This is a genomic window from Paracoccus litorisediminis (genome assembly GCF_009711205.1).
GTDB classification, from domain to species: Bacteria; Pseudomonadota; Alphaproteobacteria; order Rhodobacterales; family Rhodobacteraceae; genus Paracoccus; species Paracoccus litorisediminis.
Map to the genome: position 1 here is coordinate 1 of NZ_WMIG01000021.1, position 17,910 is coordinate 17,910.

13 protein-coding genes, 2 pseudogenes and 1 other annotated feature are annotated in these 17,910 nt (G+C 60.7%); of the genes and pseudogenes, 9 read left to right on the forward strand and 6 right to left on the reverse strand.

The window, feature by feature from the left end:
* The 3 genes from repC to GL300_RS21715 all read left to right on the forward strand — a co-directional run.
* The coding region (gene repC, locus GL300_RS21705) for a replication initiation protein RepC (protein WP_211595322.1) at nucleotides 1-1,273 on the forward strand (1,273 nt) is incomplete at its 5' end.
* Nucleotides 1,270-1,605 carry a hypothetical protein gene (locus GL300_RS21710; RefSeq protein ID WP_155041781.1) on the forward strand — a complete coding sequence of 112 codons (336 nt, stop codon included), beginning with the start codon at nucleotides 1,270-1,272 and terminating at the stop codon, nucleotides 1,603-1,605. The genes repC and GL300_RS21710, both read left to right, overlap by 4 nt.
* Nucleotides 1,602-1,844 carry a hypothetical protein gene (locus GL300_RS21715; protein ID WP_155041782.1) on the forward strand — a complete coding sequence of 81 codons (243 nt, stop codon included), beginning with the start codon at nucleotides 1,602-1,604 and terminating at the stop codon, nucleotides 1,842-1,844. The genes GL300_RS21710 and GL300_RS21715 overlap by 4 nt, the downstream gene beginning before the upstream one ends.
* A 7-nt stretch (nucleotides 1,845-1,851) precedes the next feature.
* Here GL300_RS21715 and GL300_RS21720 read toward each other — a convergent pair whose 3' ends face one another.
* Nucleotides 1,852-2,973 (reverse strand): Fic family protein, encoded by a 1,122-nt coding sequence (locus tag GL300_RS21720; RefSeq protein ID WP_155041783.1) that lies wholly within the window; start codon nucleotides 2,971-2,973, stop codon nucleotides 1,852-1,854.
* 213 nt (nucleotides 2,974-3,186) lie between these two features.
* Here GL300_RS21720 and GL300_RS27185 point away from each other — a divergent pair.
* A pseudogene (locus GL300_RS27185) lies at nucleotides 3,187-3,530 on the forward strand (DDE-type integrase/transposase/recombinase); the annotation flags it as partial.
* A gap of 55 nt (nucleotides 3,531-3,585) precedes the next feature.
* On the opposite strand, the gene GL300_RS21730 reads toward GL300_RS27185, so the two are convergent.
* Nucleotides 3,586-5,688: a calcium-binding protein gene (locus GL300_RS21730; protein ID WP_155041784.1), complete on the reverse strand. Its 2,103-nt coding sequence runs from the start codon at nucleotides 5,686-5,688 to the stop codon at nucleotides 3,586-3,588.
* A 442-nt stretch (nucleotides 5,689-6,130) separates the two neighbouring features.
* On the opposite strand from GL300_RS21730, the gene GL300_RS21735 reads away from it, so the two are divergent.
* Both GL300_RS21735 and GL300_RS26870 read left to right on the forward strand, forming a co-directional pair.
* Nucleotides 6,131-7,327, forward strand: a complete 1,197-nt coding sequence (locus GL300_RS21735) for an IS256 family transposase (RefSeq protein WP_155041829.1) — start codon at nucleotides 6,131-6,133, stop codon at nucleotides 7,325-7,327.
* Nucleotides 7,328-7,482: 155 nt separating this feature from the next.
* Nucleotides 7,483-8,208 (forward strand): annotated as a pseudogene (locus tag GL300_RS26870) (IS5 family transposase); the annotation flags it as partial.
* Between the two features lie 126 nt (nucleotides 8,209-8,334).
* On the opposite strand, the gene GL300_RS21745 reads toward GL300_RS26870, so the two are convergent.
* A complete protein-coding gene (locus tag GL300_RS21745; RefSeq protein ID WP_155041785.1) occupies nucleotides 8,335-10,788 on the reverse strand; it encodes a GcvT family protein in 2,454 nt (817 codons plus the stop codon).
* 143 nt (nucleotides 10,789-10,931) lie between these two features.
* Here GL300_RS21745 and GL300_RS21750 point away from each other — a divergent pair, with 143 nt between their 5' ends.
* Complete coding sequence (locus tag GL300_RS21750) at nucleotides 10,932-11,483, forward strand: helix-turn-helix domain-containing protein (RefSeq protein ID WP_155041786.1); 552 nt, start codon at nucleotides 10,932-10,934, stop codon at nucleotides 11,481-11,483.
* Between the two features lie 208 nt (nucleotides 11,484-11,691).
* On the opposite strand, the gene catB is transcribed toward GL300_RS21750, so the two are convergent.
* From catB to GL300_RS21765, 3 genes are all read right to left on the reverse strand, one after another.
* Entirely contained in the window at nucleotides 11,692-12,327 is a 636-nt protein-coding gene (catB, locus tag GL300_RS21755; RefSeq protein ID WP_155041787.1) for a type B chloramphenicol O-acetyltransferase, read from the reverse strand.
* Nucleotides 12,328-13,205: 878 nt separating this feature from the next.
* Nucleotides 13,206-13,859 carry a LuxR C-terminal-related transcriptional regulator gene (locus tag GL300_RS27335; RefSeq protein ID WP_170297771.1) on the reverse strand — a complete coding sequence of 218 codons (654 nt, stop codon included), beginning with the start codon at nucleotides 13,857-13,859 and terminating at the stop codon, nucleotides 13,206-13,208.
* Nucleotides 13,856-14,353 (reverse strand): hypothetical protein, encoded by a 498-nt coding sequence (locus GL300_RS21765; RefSeq protein ID WP_155041789.1) that lies wholly within the window; start codon nucleotides 14,351-14,353, stop codon nucleotides 13,856-13,858. The genes GL300_RS27335 and GL300_RS21765 overlap by 4 nt, the downstream gene beginning before the upstream one ends.
* 341 nt (nucleotides 14,354-14,694) lie before the next feature.
* Between GL300_RS21765 and GL300_RS21770 the strand changes: the two genes are divergently transcribed.
* Both GL300_RS21770 and GL300_RS21775 read left to right on the forward strand, forming a co-directional pair.
* On the forward strand, nucleotides 14,695-16,170 hold the full coding sequence (locus tag GL300_RS21770) for an amidase (RefSeq protein ID WP_155041790.1): 1,476 nt from the start codon (nucleotides 14,695-14,697) through the stop codon (nucleotides 16,168-16,170).
* Between the two features lie 249 nt (nucleotides 16,171-16,419).
* Nucleotides 16,420-16,475: a sequence feature (sul1 is cis-regulatory element that is thought to sense ions involved in sulfur or methionine metabolism; They are found in Alphaproteobacteria), on the forward strand.
* A 24-nt stretch (nucleotides 16,476-16,499) separates the two neighbouring features.
* Complete coding sequence (locus GL300_RS21775) at nucleotides 16,500-17,900, forward strand: SulP family inorganic anion transporter (protein ID WP_155041791.1); 1,401 nt, start codon at nucleotides 16,500-16,502, stop codon at nucleotides 17,898-17,900.
* The last annotated feature ends 10 nt before the right edge of the window (nucleotides 17,901-17,910 follow it).

Sequence of the window (17,910 nt, forward strand, 5' to 3'; positions counted from 1 at the left end):
CTGCTTCTCCCATGGATTCAAGAGCAAAGCCGCAGTTTCTGCGTACGGATCCGGCTTGCCTGCGGCCCTGTGCCTCGAAAACGAAGAGCAGAAGATCATGAACCCCACGACCCAAAAGATGCACCCGGTCTTGCCCGGCGGACTGACGTTCAGCCATGTCATTGAACTTGTCGAACGCCTGGCGCGGCAGCTCGGCCTTGGCGCGGCCCGGCGCGCGGTACTCTTGCGCCTGATGCGTCACACCGCCCCGGCGGATTGGCACGATCCGGGCCGGGATCCGGTTTGTTTCCGAGCCCAGCAGGACCTGGCACGCGAGCTTGACATCAGCGACCGCACATTACGGCTGCATGAGAAAGGGCTCGAAGCACTCGGGCTGATCCAAATCGATACCGCTGCCAATGGCCGCCGTTCCGGCCGCCAGCTTTCCGGCGGCCGTCGGCTCGGGATCAATTTCCGACCGATTCTGGAAAACCTCGGCCGGCTTCTGGCCATGGATGCCGCGCATAAAGAGGAGATGCATCAGCTCTCAGTGCTGAGACTTGAATGCTCGGCTGCGAAACGCGATGTAAAACGGGCCATCGAACGGTTGTCGGATGAGAATGCACAACATCCGGCATTGCCAGATCTGTTGCGCCGCTTTGCCTCCTGGCCGCGCCGCTATGCCGGTTTCCGCTGCGCAGATGATCTCGCCCGTCATCTCACCGAGGTCAACATCCTGCTGGCTGAAGCGCGGGCCTGCCTTGCATGTCGCCGCAATACTTCCGGCATGGCGGAAGCCGGGCTACCGGCAATAGCAAATACAACTCCAAAGATTCTTGAAAGAATCAATGCAAAAGAAACGGTGTCGCGACCGGTCCCCGCGGATCCGCGTAAACCGCGCCCGGACCATGGAAACGGTCAGGGGCGAGATGATCTGCGCTGGCTCACCCCGGAGATGGTCAGAGAAATCGCCGGGCCGGATTTCCGCTTCTGCCTCGAGGCACTTTTCCCAACGGGCGAGATCAGCGAGCGCGACCTGCGCAGCGCGGCGATTATGTTGCTGCGCGATCTCGGCATCACCGACTCGGCCTGGGAGGCGGCGCTGGAGCAACTGGGATCGCTTCGGGCCTCTCTCTCCGTGCTGTTGATTGATGCTAACCGCGCCCATCCCGGTGCTCCAACCCGCAGCCCCGGTGCCCTGCTGCGAGGCTTCACCGCGCGTGATCGGCGGGGCGAGTTCAACCTCGCTGGTGCCCTGAAAGGTTTGTTGCGGCGAAAGCGGGTCTCGGCATGATCTGGATGATGACGCTGGTTTGGGCGCTGACATTGACGCTCTGGTTAGATCCAGCACTCGGGCAGGGGGCATATGATTCCGGCAACTGCTTGCCGCCCGAAGAGCCCTTCCTGCCCGAGGGCGACGCGGCGCTGGCACGCTATGCGGTTCTCATCGCGGAGGATTTCGAGCGCTATTTTGCGGCGATTTCAGAATACTTTGCCTGCATGGACGCCACCCGCCAGACCGAGTTCCTGCGCGCGCAGCAGGTCTCGGAACGACACCGCCAGTTTCTGGCCCGGCTTAATCGGTTGGGACTCAGAGGGAAGGCTGCAGTGAGGGAGGAGCCTTGAGCGGCGGGCGGCACCCAACCGGATTCTTCGTCAAGCCCGCCTATCGGACGAAAACTGGCAAAGCGCAACTTGCGGTGTATTTTCAGGCGGCACCTCGGCGTGGCGAGAATGGCGAAGTGCTTACGGTCCGTGCCATGCCGCTGCTCCTGGCCAGCAATGCCCTGGACGATCCGGAACGTTTTCTCGGTATCGTGGCGGAGATTTTGAATGCGGTGATTTCGGAAGAGGGCGGGTGCTGACCGACTCTTATGCCAGTTTGGTCATGTCGGGGAGGTTCAGCCAATAGCGTGTATGCCGACGTTCGCCGGTGCGAAGCAATGCACCGTGCTCGACCAGATCATGGAGGTCGCGGGTGGCGGTGGCACGAGAGGTACCGGTGATCGAAAGGTATTTTTCGGCGCTGAGTCCCCCTTGAAACCCGGAGGGACCTTCGCGGAACATGCGCTCGACCGCCTTGGTTTGGCGATCATTCAGCTGGTCCCGATGCAAGTCGTAGAAACGGGCCTTCGCAATAAAGAAGCCGATACGATCGAGGGTAACCTGTTGGGCCTCGAGAACCGTCTGCCCGAACCAGACCAGCCAGTCGGTGACCTGCAGCGTTTTTTGATGGGTCTCCAATTGCCCGTAATAGTTCTTCCTATCTCGCTCTATCGTATAGGCGAGTGCGATCAGGCTTGGCTGGCCAATGCTTTGCGCCAGCGATTTTTCCGCCAAAGCCCGGCCAATACGCCCATTGCCATCCTCAAAGGGATGGATGCTTTCGAAATAGAGGTGCGCAAGACCAGCGCGTGTCAGTGCGGGCAGCGGTCTCTTCCCTACTGGGCCTGACCGATTGAACCATTCGATGAGGGTCGCCATTTCGCTGGCCACCTGACGCGAAGGCGGGGCCTCGAAGTGAATGATCGGGCGCTCGGCGCGGCCAGAGACGATCTGCATCGCCTCATCGTGCCAGCGATAGGCACCGATCGCGTCCAGACCACGATCATGCGACAATAGCATGCCGTGCCAGCGCCAGAGGGTTTCGTGATCAAGGGGAGCTGCAAATTCGGAATAGACATCCACCATCATTTCGCTGATGCCTTGCTCACGAGGCCTTGGCTGATAATTATCGGGTGCGAGTCCGAAGTGGCGACGTAGCGACGACTGAACGCTCGAACGATCCAAGACCTCACCTTCGATCGCGCTCGTCCGCATCGCTTCTTCGCTCAGAAGCTCGATCCGTAGCCGGTTGCGGTCATCACCCCCGACATGCTTGACCGCGCCGAGGATCTCGCCGGAGGTCAGCAGGAACTGCCTTTCGAGAGCTTCCATTGCGGGCGCATCATAGGCAAAATGAGGCCATCCGGCCTGCGTCCAGTTCCAAGGCATGAGCGATAGATCTCCATTCTATAGCTCAAAATAACCGAAATTATGATTTATGGAAGCTCTTCCTATCGCTCATTGAAGCGCGGCCCACCAGTTGCTTCAGCCAGTCTCGACAGTGGGCGGCACATTTCCCGGATCGGAGGTCAGCGTAAAGTCGGCCCATTCCCACCTTTCGGCGGTGACGAATGCCGCACTGTCGCATGCGTCGAAGCCGCCTTCGGCCAAACCATCAGAAATAATGGTTGGCCAGACAAGGTGGTCATCGATAAGAGCGGCGCGAACATTGCCGGACACGACAACCTGAACATCGCACTGATCCTAGCCGGTTGGTACTGGTTGATCGAAGTGCTGCAGGTGAAATATCTCAACAACGTCATCGAACAGGACCATCGCTTCATCAAAAAGCTGATCCGGCCGATGCTGGGTTTCAAATCATTTGCATCTGCTCAGGTCACACTTGCCGGCATCGAAACGGCCCAAACGATCCGCAAGCGCCAGGTTACGGCAACTGGCAAGACTGCCTTTCAGCCTTTCAGCCTTTCGCAACGCTCGCGGGATAAGTATGTCCAAACAAAGAGGTGTCCTCAGCCTACGCTGAAATTTGCGACGGAGCCTTCAAAGCAGGAAGTCCGCAGCCGTATATTGCGTGGACGGAGTACTGCCATCAACAATCCGGATCTCCATTTCTGCGTCAACGTCAGAATCAAGGTTTATTCTGACAAAAGTGTCGGTCCCGGATTGGCTCAACCAGAGGCCACCAACTCCTTGTGAGCCAAATATGAAAGACTGATCTCCGTCGATATTCGGGTCTGCATCCAATGCAGAGAGGTCTATCAAATCGCCAGCGGCTGCACCTGCCCCATCGAAGCCCGTAACGACATCTGTTGTTTCGAAGGACTCTGATGCGGAAAGGAACCTGAAGACATCAGCGCCGGTGTCGCCAAGCAGGGTATCTGATCCCAGTCCGCCGATCAGGGTGTCATTCCCGCTGCCACCGTCTAGGTAATCCTCCAATGTGCCGCCATTCAGCACATCGTTTCCGGCGCGGCCGTAGAGGGTATCTGCGCCATCGTCTCCGGCGAGGCTGTCATTATGATCGCCGCCGTCGAGATGGTCGTTATCGGCACCGCCCGACAGGGTGTCGCGGCCATTGCCGCCAGAGAGAGAATCGTTGCCCGCCTCGCCGAAGAGCCGGTTCTGGGACGTGGTCTCGCTGACATATGCTCCCAGCACGGCGTCGTAAGAGGCATAGAGCGCGTCAGCATCATTGCCGCCATAAAGGCTGTCATTGCCGGCGCCGCCGTAAAGGTTGTCTTCATTGTCGCCGCCGCGCAGGGTGTCGTTACCGGCATTGCCGTCCAGCTGATCCTGGCCCAGATCGCCCAGCAGGCTGTCATTGCCCGCCCCGCCATAGATCTGATCCCCCCCGTCCAGACCCGACAAGGTGTCATTGCCGCCAAGGCCGTATGCAATATTGGCCTGTCCGTTCAGAGCATGGTTGTCAATGCCTTGTGTCCCTCGCCAGGCAGGGAAGTTGTCGACAAAGTCAAGCAACGACAATGTGTTGATGCCGTTGAGATAGATCAGCAGATCACCTTCGCTGAACTGACCATCGTCATTGCCGTCAACCCAAAGCTCGACCCGTCCCACCGTGGCATTGTACTGCCAAAGCACATCGATAAAACCGTCTCCAACCCAGTCCGCGTTCATCTGAACGCCGTCCAGTCCGATGCCGGTGAAGGTAAAGCTATATATACCGGCGCCCTGGTTGGGGTTAAATGCCAGTGGCAGGCTGTTGAAGTAGCTGGGGAGCTCGATCAGATCGCCGCCTGCGACGCCCGCGCCCTCAAAACCGTTGATCACATCGACGAGGTTGCTAGCCGCAGGTGAGCTGTCGCTGAGTGGAAAAGCCAGACTGAAGCTGAAAGTATCATTGCCTGCACCGCCGCTCAGAACGTCGCCGCCCAAACCACCAATAATATGGTCGTCGCCGCCGCCGCCGTTGATGATGTCGGCGCCGTCGCCGCCCACGAGGTTATCCGCACGTCCGCCACCTGTAAGAACGTCGTTCCCAGCACCGCCCAAGACGCTCAGCCTGCCGCCGCCGACAGAAGTCCCATCCAGAGTCAAAGCATGTGATGAAGCAAGCGCGGATGCATCAATGGTCAGCAGGCCGCCAGTTGTTGTGGTGACGGCATAATTCGACAATCGCAGCGACGCGGATGAGCCGGCCAACAGCTCAATGACTTCGACCGAAACCAAGGTATAGGTATTGAAGGCGACGATACCGGAATAGGTCCCGTCAAGGATAAGCCGGTCGTCACCTGCGCCGCCGTCCAGGCGATCACTTGCGGTGAGACTGTTCCCCCCATAAATGACGTCATCGCCTGTTCCCGCATTGACTGTATCTGCCCCGCCGCCACCGTGCGCGATGTCGGCATAATCGCCTTGAGCCGTCCCTGTGAAGGAATTGTTAGCAGCAGTTCCAAAATAGGCTGCACTGCCGTTCCCGAAGACAAAATTCGCAGCGCTCAGTGACTGGTAAGCGCCACCCACAAGCCTCACGCTTTGCCCTGGGAACGAGATGACGACATCGCCTCCATCTGCGCTGACCCTCATCGATGCCGCATCGATCCCATCTAAAAATAGTAGCGCGTCGTTGGCTGGGTCGAATTGCAGGGACTGGCCGACATAATCGGAGAACTGAAAATTTGCCATGGCGCACCTTGTCGACGGATGAGAATGAGGCAGGGAGAAGCGGCTTTGAAGGAGGTGGCGTGATGTTCGCGTTCAACCATGCGGCTCTGGGCTGCGGTCGAGTTTGAGTTCAGGCTGTCGTGCTCGCCCCAATCCAAGCGCAAAGTTGAGGGGATCCGGAATTCAGTCAGGCAGTCGCAGCTTAGCCACTCATCTTTGGGCTGTTCCTCAGAGAGGGCACGATTCTCTTTGCCGGAATTTCAGCCTGTAACCTAACCTAGGCGCATGACGCGTTTGCGCTAGGACGGTGGATTAATTTGGCCGTGTCCCAGTTGATGGTGTAGGAGGCCGCGCGCGGAGCCCCGGCGTAGCGCAGCGCGCGGCCGGGCGTGACGCTGGCGGCCATCGTCGATCTTCGAAGTAGGTTTGGGTTGCGAGACCTGTAACCTGAACGGAGATGACGATGACCGATGAAAGAATGGCGCTGCTTGATCTCATTGAAAAGCAGGCTGATGGCGATCTGGTGCGCGAGATGCTGGCCTTCGCCGCCGAACGGATCATGGAACTTGAGGTCGAGCTACGCACCGGCGCGGCCAAGGGCTCGCGTTCACCCCTACGGGAAGTTCAGCGCAATGGATACCGCGAGCGAGACTGGGACACTCGTGCCGGTCGGATCGCGCTGGAGATCCCGAAGCTGCGCAAGGGCAGTTATCTGCCCAGCTTTCTCGAGCCGCGCCGGACGGCCGAGAAGGCGCTGGTCGCGGTGATCCAAGAGGCCTACGTGCAGGGCATTTCCACGCGCTCGGTCGACGATCTGGTCAAGGCCATGGGCGCGGGCGGCATGTCGAAGAGCCAGGTCAGCCGTCTCTGCGCCGAGATCGACGAACGAGTGAACGCCTTTCTGAACCGCCCACTGGAGGGGGCTTGGCCCTATCTCTGGCTCGACGCCACCTATCTGAAGGTGCGCGAGGGAGGGCGCATCATCAGCCGTGCGGTCATAGTGGCCGTGGCAGTGAACGAGGACGGCAAGCGCGAGGTTCTGGGCGTGACCACCGGACCCTCGGAGGCCGAGACGTTCTGGACCGAGTTCCTGCGCTCCTTGGCCGATCGGGGGTTGCGCGGGGTGAAGCTGGTGATCGCCGACGATCACAAGGGCCTGCGGGCGGCCGCCCGCCGGGTGTTCAATGCCAGCCATCAGCGCTGCCGCGTGCACTGGATGCGGAATGCGCTTGCCCATGCCCCGACCAAGCAGCGCTGTGCGGTGGCGGCGATGCTGAAGACGATCTTCGCCCAAGAGAACAAGGCCGATGCCGAGGCCCAGTGGGACTCCGTCGCCGACGCGTTACGCGAGAAGATTGAAAAGCTCGGCACCTTCATGGACACCTGCCGCGACGATGTCCTCGCCTACATGTCCTTTCCGCGCGAACATTGGACCCAGATCGCGTCGACGAACCCGCTCGGACGGGTGAACCGGGAGATCAAGCGGCGCGCCGATGTCATCGGGATCTTTCCCAATGACGAGGCCATCATTCGTCTCGTCGGAGCGCTGATGCTGGAGACCAATGACGAATGGGCCGTCGCGCGGCGCTACATGTCGCTTGAAACCCTCGCCCGCGTCACCGACAATCCAAACGTCAGGCTGCCCGCTGTGGCCACCTGAGTTGGCTCAGACCTCGCTGGAGGTCGGCGCTCCTACACCAAGCCCTGGGACACGATCATTAATTTTAAGGTACCCGCGCACAGGCATATTGTGGCCAAACGGATTCACCGGCTACGGCCTGTCACGTTACCCACTGCGCATCGACTCCTTGGGCGAAAAGCGGCCGCCCCCGGATATCGGATCGTGCCGCCTGGGGTGGGATCATTTTTGTCCTTCGCAGTGGCATTCCCTGGCGCATGCTGCCAGCGGAATTGGGCTGTGGCTCGGGGGTGACTTGCTGGCGGCGGCTGAGGGATTGGCAGGTTGCCGGGGTCTGGGAACGACTGCACCAGGCCTTGCTCTGCCACTTGCACCGCGCCGGCCATCTCGACTGGAGCCGGGCCTGCATGGACAGCGCGTCCATCGCGGCGAAAAGGGGGCGAGGTCACCGGACCCAACCCCTCCGATCGCGGGCGACCGGGGACCAAACGTCACATCGTCACGGATAGGCGCGGTATTCCCTTACGGTGCGCCTGAGCGGTGCGAACGTCCATGACAGCCGGATGCTCGAGCCGCAGCTCGATGCCATTCCACCCGTGCAGGGAAAGCGTGGCAGGCCGCGTCATCGGCCCAACAAGCTGAATGCCGACAAGGGCTACGACTATGCCCGCTGTCGCCGAGCCTGCATGAAGCGCCGGATCAAGAATCGGATCGCGCGCAAGGGCATCGAAAGCAGCAGTCACCTCGGGAAGCATCGCTGGGTAGTCGAGCGCACGTTCGCTTGGCTTGCACGCTTCCGTCGACGCGCCGTCAGATACGAGCGACGAGCCGACATACACCTCGCGCTGACCTACCTGGCATGCGCCATCATCTGCTTTCGGGCCCTGACCAAATGGTTATGAAACGCGCTCTTAGGACGCTGCGTGCTGGCATGCGCCATCGCAATCACTGGTCGTCCAAACAATCGGCCTCCACTAAATTCGGCGAGACTTTCGAGACCTCCGGTGGTGGCGGGGCAGTCGGAGTGGTCATGGCGTGTGAAGCCGTTGTGAGCGTGGATCATAGAGCGGCTGCAAACTTGCTGTGGCGGCCACCTTTTGACCGGCAACCTCGATTTCGTAGCTGGAGGCCAGTATCTCGTCGATTCCCTCATCCCTCCGGCATGGGATATAGCCGAGACCGATGGCGGCCCCAAGCGTATGACCATAGGCCCCCGAGGTGACCTGACCGACAATGCGCCCATCCCGCAGGATCGGTTCGTTATGGAATAAAAGCGGCGCCGGATCGTCCAGTCGGAATTGCAGCAGTCGCCGGCTAAGGCCCTCCTCGCGCTTGCGCAGCACAGCCTCGCGACCGATGAAATCGCCCTTGGCGGTCTTCACTGCAAAGCCCAGACCTGCTTCAAGCACATGATCCTCGTCGGTGATGTCATGGCCGAAATGGCGGTAGGCCTTTTCTATCCGGCAGCTGTCCATCGCATGAAGACCGCAGAGCTTCAGCCCAAGATCGGTCCCTGCCTCAACCAGCGTCTCAAAGACATGCGCGGCCTGCTCGCTGCTGACGTAGATCTCCCATCCCAACTCGCCCACGTAGGACACGCGGTGCGCCCGGGCGAGACCGAGGCCGATCTCGATTTCCCGTGCCGTGCCAAAGGGATGTCCCTCGTTCGACAGATCGGCCGGCGCCACGCGCGAAAGAAGCGCGCGCGAAAGCGGTCCCATGACCGGGATAACCGCCTCGGCCGACGAGACGTCGATGATTGTTGCGACGAAAGCACCCAGATGTCGCCGCAGCCATGAAAGGTCGCGCTGCAGCGTCGCACCGGGGACGACAAGCAGGAAAGCCGTTTCCGACAGCCGGGTCACGGTCAGATCACTTTCGATCCCGCCGCGGGCGTTCAGCATCTGGGTATAGACGATCCGTCCCTCAGGAACCGACAGGTCGTTTCCGCACAGGCCTTGTAGGAATTGCAGCGCATCGCGTCCCTCGACCCGGATCTTGCCAAAGCTCGACATGTCGAGCAGGCCGACGCCCTGTCGCAGGGCGTGGTGTTCTGCGGCGGCATTGTCGAACCAGTTCGAGCGGCCCCAGGAATAGCGATATTCCGCAACCTGACCCTCGTTTGCAAACCAGTTGGCGCGCTCCCAGCCCGCCACTTCGCCAAAAACCGCGCCACGCGACCTCAGATGTTCATGCAGCGGTGAGCGGCGGACTCCGCGGGCAGTCGCCATCTGGCGATAGGGGTAATGGTCGGCATAGAGCAGACCCAGCGTTTCGGTCACGCGCTCACGCAGATAGTGACGGTTGCGTTGGAAGGGCTGGGCGCGCCGGATGTCGACCTCCCACAGATCGAAGGGCGGCTCGCCGCGGTCCATCCACGCCGCCAAGGCCATACCTGCCCCCCCGGACGACGCAATGCCAACCGAATTGTAACCCGCCGCCACCCAGTAGCCGCAGATCTCGGGCGCGGCACCCAGATAGTAACGGTCGTCCGGGGTGAAGCTCTCGGGGCCATTGAAGAAGGTATGGATCCCGGTCTCGGCCAGAAGCGGCATCCGGACGATGGCCTTTTCAAGGATCGGCTCGAAATGATCGACATCCTCGGGCAGCTGGTCAAAGCAGAAATCTTCGCGGATGCCATTCATGCCCCAGGGCTTCGCCACCGGCTCAAAGGCGCCCAGCAGGATCTTTCCCGCATCCTCCTTGTAATAGGCGCATTCGTCGGGGACGCGCAGCACCGGAAGCTGCGCAAGGCCGGGAATGGCTTCGGTGACGATGTAGAAATGCTCGCAGGCATGCAGCGGCAAGGTGACGCCGTTGACGGCGGCCAGATCGCGCCCCCACATGCCACCGCAGTTGACGACATGGGGTGCGGCGATATGGCCGGTCTCGCCCGTCTCATCCTGCCAGTCGACCCCGCTCACACGTCCCCGGTCGGTGGTGACGCGGGTTACCTTCACCCCCTCCTGTATCTGCGCACCTCGCATTCTCGCGCCTTTCGCCAGCGCCAGCGCGATATTGGCAGGATCTGCTTGGCCATCACCGGGCAGATGCACGCCCGACACCACGTCCCGCGTCTCAAGATGGGGGTAGAGCGCCTTGATCTCACCTGAGGAAAGCTCGTTCACCTCGACCCCGAAGGCCCGCGCCATCGAGGCCTGGCGCAGCAGCTCCTCTCGTCGTGCCGGGGTCAGCGCGACCGTCATCGATCCGCGCTGGCTGAAGCCGGTGGCAAGTCCGGTCTCGGCCTCGAGCCTGCGGTAGAGATCGGCAGAGTATTTCGCGAGGCGCGTCATGTTCTGGCTGGCGCGAAGCTGGCCGACCAGCCCCGCCGCATGCCATGTGGTGCCCGAGGTCAGCCGCTTGCGCTCCAGAAGCAGGATATCGGTCCAGCCGCGTTCGGCGAGGTGATAGGCCACCGAACAGCCGGAGATACCGCCGCCGATGATGACGACGCGGGCCGAGTTTGGAAGGTCGGGCATGAGTCGCTCCTTGCCAGTTCCATCCATGGATCGCATGAGAAAGTGAAAAAGCAACCATAAAATTTCATCAATGCAGATGTTGTGCGAAGTTTCATCACGAGAGTGACTGGCGCAGGCATCCGAAATCCCCTAGTTCATGCATCATGGACAGGATCGGTCAGGACATCAGGGCGCTGCGAAAAGCGCGGCATATGACCATTGTGGATTGCGCGGGTGCGCTTGGCCGGTCGGTGGGCTGGCTGAGCCAGGTCGAGCGCGGCGTAACCACGCCCTCGGTCCGCGACCTTGGCCAGATCGCGCAGCTCTTCGATTTGAATATCAGCTTTTTCTTCCGTTCGGCCTCGCGCAATCCCGGGGAGCAGGGCCTGATCGTGCGCGCGGCGGATCGCAGCGCCATCGGATCGCCCGATACCGGCCTGCGTGAAGAATTGCTGTCGCCCGGTCTTGGTGGTGGGTTCGAGATGATCCGGTCGGTCTTCGCGCCGCGCTCCGCCTCCGACGGGATGAATCCACCGCGCGAGAAAGAGGATGGCGGAGTGCTGATTTTAGGTCGCCTGACCCTGAGAATTGGTGCCAGGCAGTTTGCGCTGGAGCCGGGGGACAGCTTCCAGTTCCATAAGGAAGCGTATGGCTGGGAGAACCCCCATGACGATCCGGCCGAGGTGATTTGGATCGTCTCACCCCCTATTTATTGATCGCGGTCGCTCACATGCAAGTCGCATGACTATCGGTTAAGGGGAATGCTGCCCGGCAGCAAGGCCAGTGCGTGACCGGCCGCACTGGGACCGCACGTTCTCCTCCGGAAGATCAGAAGGTTGCCTACCCGTTTATGCACCACATCACACTGTTCCGAGCCTCTAATGGAAGGGCACGCACTCGCCGCATGGGGACGAGTGCCGCAGTTCAGGTGGAGCTGATATGATCGTTCCAATAAACGTAGAGGCGTTCGACGTCGCCACTTGTCAGCAATGGCATAGCGCGCACCAACGCATCTTCGGGCCAGTCCCACCATCGCATTTCTAGGAGCAGACCGATGATCCTGTCTTCGAACCTGCTGCGGATAATCTTGGCCGGATTTCCAGCAAAAATTGCGTAAGGCGCAACATCACGCGTCACCACCGCGCGGGTGCCGATGACGGCACCATCGCCAATGCTGACGCCCGGCATGATGATCGCTTCCGCGCCGATCCAGACATCATTACCGATCACTGTATCCCCGGCAGGCAGGAAGCCGTTCGCGGCCCCGGCAAACGCCGGCACCTCTGGCATCCAGTAGAAGGGAAAGGTGCTGATCCAGTCGTTCCGATGCCCCTGATTGCCCCCCATGATAAATGCAGCCCCTGATCCGATAGAGCAGAAACTGCCGATCACGAGGCGATCAACACCTTCGTCCTGCAAAAGGTATCGGGCGCAGTCGTCGAAGCTGTGGCCATGATAGTAGCCCGAATAGTAGCTGAAGCGCCCGACGACGATGTTCGGATTGGTGACCTGCTTGTCCAGCGTTATGCCCCGAAAGGGACTCTCGAAGTGGTTTTGCATTTGTAGCCTCTGTATGATCTGGGTGTTCGCGGATAGACGAACATTGCGCAGTCGCCGGTGGCGATACGCGATTGCCCTTGCTCAAGGCGCAGGGCGTCATTCAGATGGTTCGGTCCGCTGACTTCATAAGGGGCCTGACAAAGGATGCAGTAAGAAGTCTGGCATCATCGGTAACCGACAGCCATACCCATGTTGACCGGCGGCAGGTTCTCAACCTTGATGACTGGAATTTCGCAGCGACACCACCAAATGAGCATCGGCTTTGCGGAGCGCCGCCTTGCCGCATTCGAGGGGGCCGAACGGTCAGTTAGGACCGCGAGGGGTCGCTCCACGGTGTGCGTCGCCTGATTGACTGCTTTCGTAATTCTTCTGCAGGTGCAATGCCGCAGGCTGCTGACAGCTTACCGCCCGATGGGCCAGTGACGGTCCAAATTTCGCTGCGGTGCGCATGAACAGCTGCTAACTCTGTTTGCTGCAGATGCGGTGCCGCACCGCCGAAAGTCAGCTCACCGTAATCAGCCTCCGGCAAACCCGGCGCGGTTCACGTCGACCTGTCGGAGATTCGTGAGGAGCTCCTCGGGCTTATACTTCTTTAGCGGCATTCCTTCATTCAGCTTCACTATCCGCTCATGGTGGAAAGCAAACTCATCATCCCGGAAGGCATTCCCCAATGCAGACTAAATGCGTCCGTTTGGGCCCCGACTTTTCGCTGTGCCATTGCTAGCCACGGCGCATAAACGGATCAATTCCCCAACTTCAAATAGGAACAACATCGGCAAACTGGTTTTCCAGCCTGTCAACATGCTCCGATGGCGCGTGCAAATATGGACCGTTTTCCGCCCTGTATTCCGGGATTTCACTCCCATCGCGCCAGCGCGTTAGGACCGCTGCACCTTGGCTGTGGCGATTTCGCGGATGATCGCGCCCCGGTCGCGTGCATCCATCTTGTGCAAGATGGCACGGATCTGGTTGCGGACGGTGTGGAGGCTGACCTGCCGCGTCCGCGCGATCTCGGCGGTCGAGCAGCCCTGACCGATCAGCGCGGCAATGCTGGCCTCGGCCGCAGACAGCTGAAACCGCCGGATGAGGTGGCCTTGGACCGAACAGATCTGATCCCGCCGCGAGATGACGAATGCCAGCTGCCGATCGGGCCAGCCAGCTGTCTGAAAAACGCCGGGAAACAGCGGCGAACCCAGCGCAGGAGCGGCGCTGCTGATGGCCCGGATCGTCCAGCCGCCCAGATCATGGCTGTGCATGGTCCCAAAGGGCGCGCGGCCATTGCCTAACGCCGCCCCAAGGTTGGCCGCCCACAGCTGGGCCTGCGGATCGGCAAAGCCCAGCCGTCCGATCCGGTCGATCCGCAGCGGTCCACCCAGCATCGAGGTGACACCGTGATCGGCCCAGATGATCAGCAGATTATGGTCGCAGATCACTGTCCCGCCCTGCTGGTCCGGCACCTGCCCTGTGATGTCCAGCATCTGGCGGCTGCGCAATTCGGCGATCGTCTCGCTGACGCGAAAGGCGTGGGTCACATGCGGCTGCATCCTGTCCAGTAACTCTGGGTCCGCTGATCGGTCGTGGCGCGATAATGCCTCCGGATATTGACCGCAACGATCAGCGCGCGGTCCTGATGCGTCTGGGTCTTCAGTGCCACCCCGCCCGCCAGATTGTCCTGAGGCCGCATCCAGTCATTATAGAATTCGGTCCGCAACAGCATGTCATCGGGCACATCCATGACCGAGCAGCGGGTCGTTCCGGGTCGGACCTGCACCAGATAGGCGGTGAACGGATTGATGGTATTGTAATAATCGGCAAAGGCCTGCAGACCCTCGGGGCCGATCCCGCCGCCTGTGGTGACATAGGTGACGCGGCGGCGGTTGCCATCGACCCCGAACAGCGTCGCGGCGACGCCGGGTAAAGCGCCTTCAAGCAGCAGGATGAATTCCTGCCATCCCAAAGGATCCAGCGCGGCGCGATGCAAGGACGCGATCAGCACCTGTTCTTCAGCAGGCAGACCATCAGACACCCAGCCCCCCAACATGAAGGATGCACTGAAATCAGCCTAGCGCCGACGCGAAAAAATTCAACGCGCCAGTCCGGCGCAGCCCGCTTATCGCGACGCGATCATTTGCTGCGCCGCCACCGGCAATTCCGGTGGGGCCACGAACATTTCCATATTGCTTCTGCAACTATGCCCTGATTGCGATGCCGCAACGCGGTGGGCAGTTTGCGCCCGCGCCTTCCGTTGCGCCGGAGAAACTAGGGCTATGCTGCCGTTTTTCTGAATGTCGGCGAAGAGCCCATTGCGAACATTCACGTTCGGGGCTGCAGTTCATCCACTTCTCGCATAGACCGGCCCGAAAGAAGATGGAAAAACGCAGGGCACTACCCCAGAACAAGGGACTTGATCGGTTGTCAAAGAACACGCCATTAGATCTGAATCTGCTTGAGTTGACCCACGCAATCACACAGCGACAGTGCACCGCTCGCGAGCTTGCGGAAGCATCGCTTTCTCGGATCGAGGAGCTTGACCACGGCCTGCATGCCTTCTGCACATTGGACGATACGGCCTTGGAGCAGGCGGATGAAACCGACCGACGCCTTTCCGCTGGTTTGCCCGTGGGACCACTGGCTGGCGTTCCGGTTGCCGTGAAAGACCTGATTTGCACCCGAGGGATGCGAACAACTTTTGGATCACGCCTCTATGCGGATTTTGTCCCTGAGCAAGATGACATAGTTGTCGAACGCCTGAGAAAAGCAGGTGCGACAATCATCGGTAAGACAAACACGTCTGAATTCGGCTATGGCGGCGTTGGCCACAATCACGTTTTCCCCACAACCCGCAATCCCTGGAATGTGGCTCTGACGCCGGGTGGGTCGAGCGCCGGTTCGGCGGTAGCGGTTTCCACCGGCATGGTTCCATTGGCCCTGGGCAGCGATGGCGGCGGTTCGATACGCATCCCAGCGTCACTTTGCGGCGTCTTTGGCATGAAACCGTCGTGGGGACGAGTGCCTCTATACCCAAGCTGTCGCGATCCACGCTACCCCGGGCAGTCCGGTTGGGAGAGCCTTGAGCACATCGGCCCCTTGACGCGAAATGCTACCGATGCAGCACTCGCGCTTTCGGTAATTTCCGGCCCCTCAGCCTACGACCGTCATTCTGTTCCGTCTGAGAGCGGTGACTGGGTTCTGAGCAGTTTGGATGCAATGGCAAGCATCCGGATCGCATTTACGGGCGACCTCGGGTTTGCGATCGTGGATCCGGAAGTTCGCTCGGTTTTTGAACAGGCTGTCGCGCGTCTGAGGACGGTAATCAGCCATGTCGAGGCTGCTTACCCGGCGGTTGGCAACACCGAAGGATTACTCGACACGCTTGTTGCGCTTGAGACGGACCGAGTTGGCCTGAAAGCCATGACTGCGGAACAGGGTATCGAGTTGGATGGCTGGATCGGAAGCATCCTTGAGCGAACCTGGACCGGCGATCAGTTCACAGCCGCCATCATGGAACGCAAGCGCATCGCAAATCTCACTGCGGACTTCATGCGTGATTTCGATTTTCTGCTGACCCCCGCAACCGCAAGCGCCGCCTTTCCGATCGATACCTACGGTCCTGACAAGATTGCAGAGCAGATACTGCCGCCGTCGTCATGGGTTCCGTTCTCCGCGCTCGCCAATTTCACCGGGTTGCCTGCCGCCTCGGTGCCCATTGGTTATACCCAAGATGGCCGACCGATCGGACTGCAGATCATGGGACGCCACTTGGACGACAAGGGTGTCCTTAGCCTTTGCGCCATTGTGGAGAAGCTCTTTGCGCAAGACCGTAGGTCAACGCCATCTGTCTGACACGAAATGGCTACCGCGATTGATCAGGCCACAAAACCTATATCTGTCGCGAACTCTCCAGAAATCTGAACGGCAGCTTTGTCCGCATCGCGACCATCTCATCGAGGATTTCGCTGCGCGGTGCCTGAGTGGCGGCTTCGGCGAAAGCCGCGGTGCAGAATTCATGACGGTCGACCGGCCGTAATGGGCCGGACCGTGTCTATCGCCACTTGGCAGCCGCATGAGGCCCGGCTATGACGCCTGCAATCCCCTGGACCCGGTGAAAGCCCGGGTGGCTATTCCGGCCGCCGATCCGCCGGACCACGCATATTCTCCGCGTTCTCCACATCATGACACAAGCACTGCACTATCTGCGCCAGTGGCAGGACAACCCTGTCCGCGAAATCCTTGCAGGCGCGGTGGCGACCTTCGCCCTGATCCCCGAGGTCATCGCCTTCTCTTTCACCGCCGGGATCGACCCGGCCGTCGGGCTTTACGCCTCCTTCGTCATCAGCATCGTGATCGCCGTCTTCGGCGGGCGGCCCGCGATGATCTCGGCCGCGGCCGGGTCCGTCGCGCTGGTGGTGGCCCCGTTGGTCCGCGACCATGGGGTCGAGTATCTCTTTGCGGCGGGCCTGCTGGCCGGGCTGTTCCAGATCCTTTTCGGCTTCGCCCGGCTGGCGAGCCTGATGCGCTATGTGTCGAACTCGGTCCGCACTGGCTTCGTGAACGCGCTGGCGGCGCTGATCTTCGCGGCGCAGCTGCCGCATATTATGAACGCCGGGGCTGCGGGCCTGGCCGTGATGGCGGCGGGGCTGGCGGTGATCTGCCTTGCCCCGCGCGTGACGACGAAGGTTCCGGCTCCATTGATCTGCGTGGTGCTGCTGACGCTGGCCTGCTCGATCTTCGGGATAAGTGTGCCCAAGGTTTCGGACCTTGGCACTCTGCCCGACGGTCTGCCGCTGTTTCACCTGCCGCAGGTGCCGCTGGATCTGAAGCTTCTGAACATTATTTTCGCCCCCGCCCTGGCCATTGCCACAGTGGGTCTGTTGGAAAGCCTGATGACGGCTGGGGTAGTGGATGACCAGACCGGCACGCCCTCGGACAAGAATGCCGAGGCGCGGGGGCTCGGGCTGGCCAATGTCGCGGCAAGCCTCTTCGGCGGCATCGCGGGCTGCGGGATGATCGGCCAGACCGTGTCCAATATAAAATACGGTGGACGTGGACGGCTTTCCACGCTGGCTGCCGGAGGTCTGCTCTTGGGGCTAATGGTCGCGGCGGGCGACCTGGTCGGTCAGGTGCCGGTGGCTGCGCTGGTGGCGATCATGGTCATGGTCTCGGTTGACACGCTGGATTGGTGTTCACTGAGGCGGCTGCGCGGCACACCGAAACTCTCCAATCTGGTGATGCTGGCGACGGTGGCGGTCACGATCGTCAGCCACAACCTCTCGCTGGGCGTGCTGGTCGGCGTGCTGATGAGTGGGGTGTTCTTCGCCACCAAGGTGGCAGCCCTGCAGCAGGTGCGACGAGAGGGTGACACCTACATCGTTGAGGGCCAGATCTTCTTCGCCTCGGCCGAGGCCTTCATCGATGCCTTCGATCCGATCGACCATGACGGGCCGGTGACCATCGACCTGACCCGGGCGAAGCTTTGGGACATCACGGCCCTGGCGGCGGTGGAGAAGGTGCGAGACCGCTTCCGGCGCCACGACTTGGTGGTCACAATCAACGGGTGGGAAAGGCCGGCATGACTGCATCGCT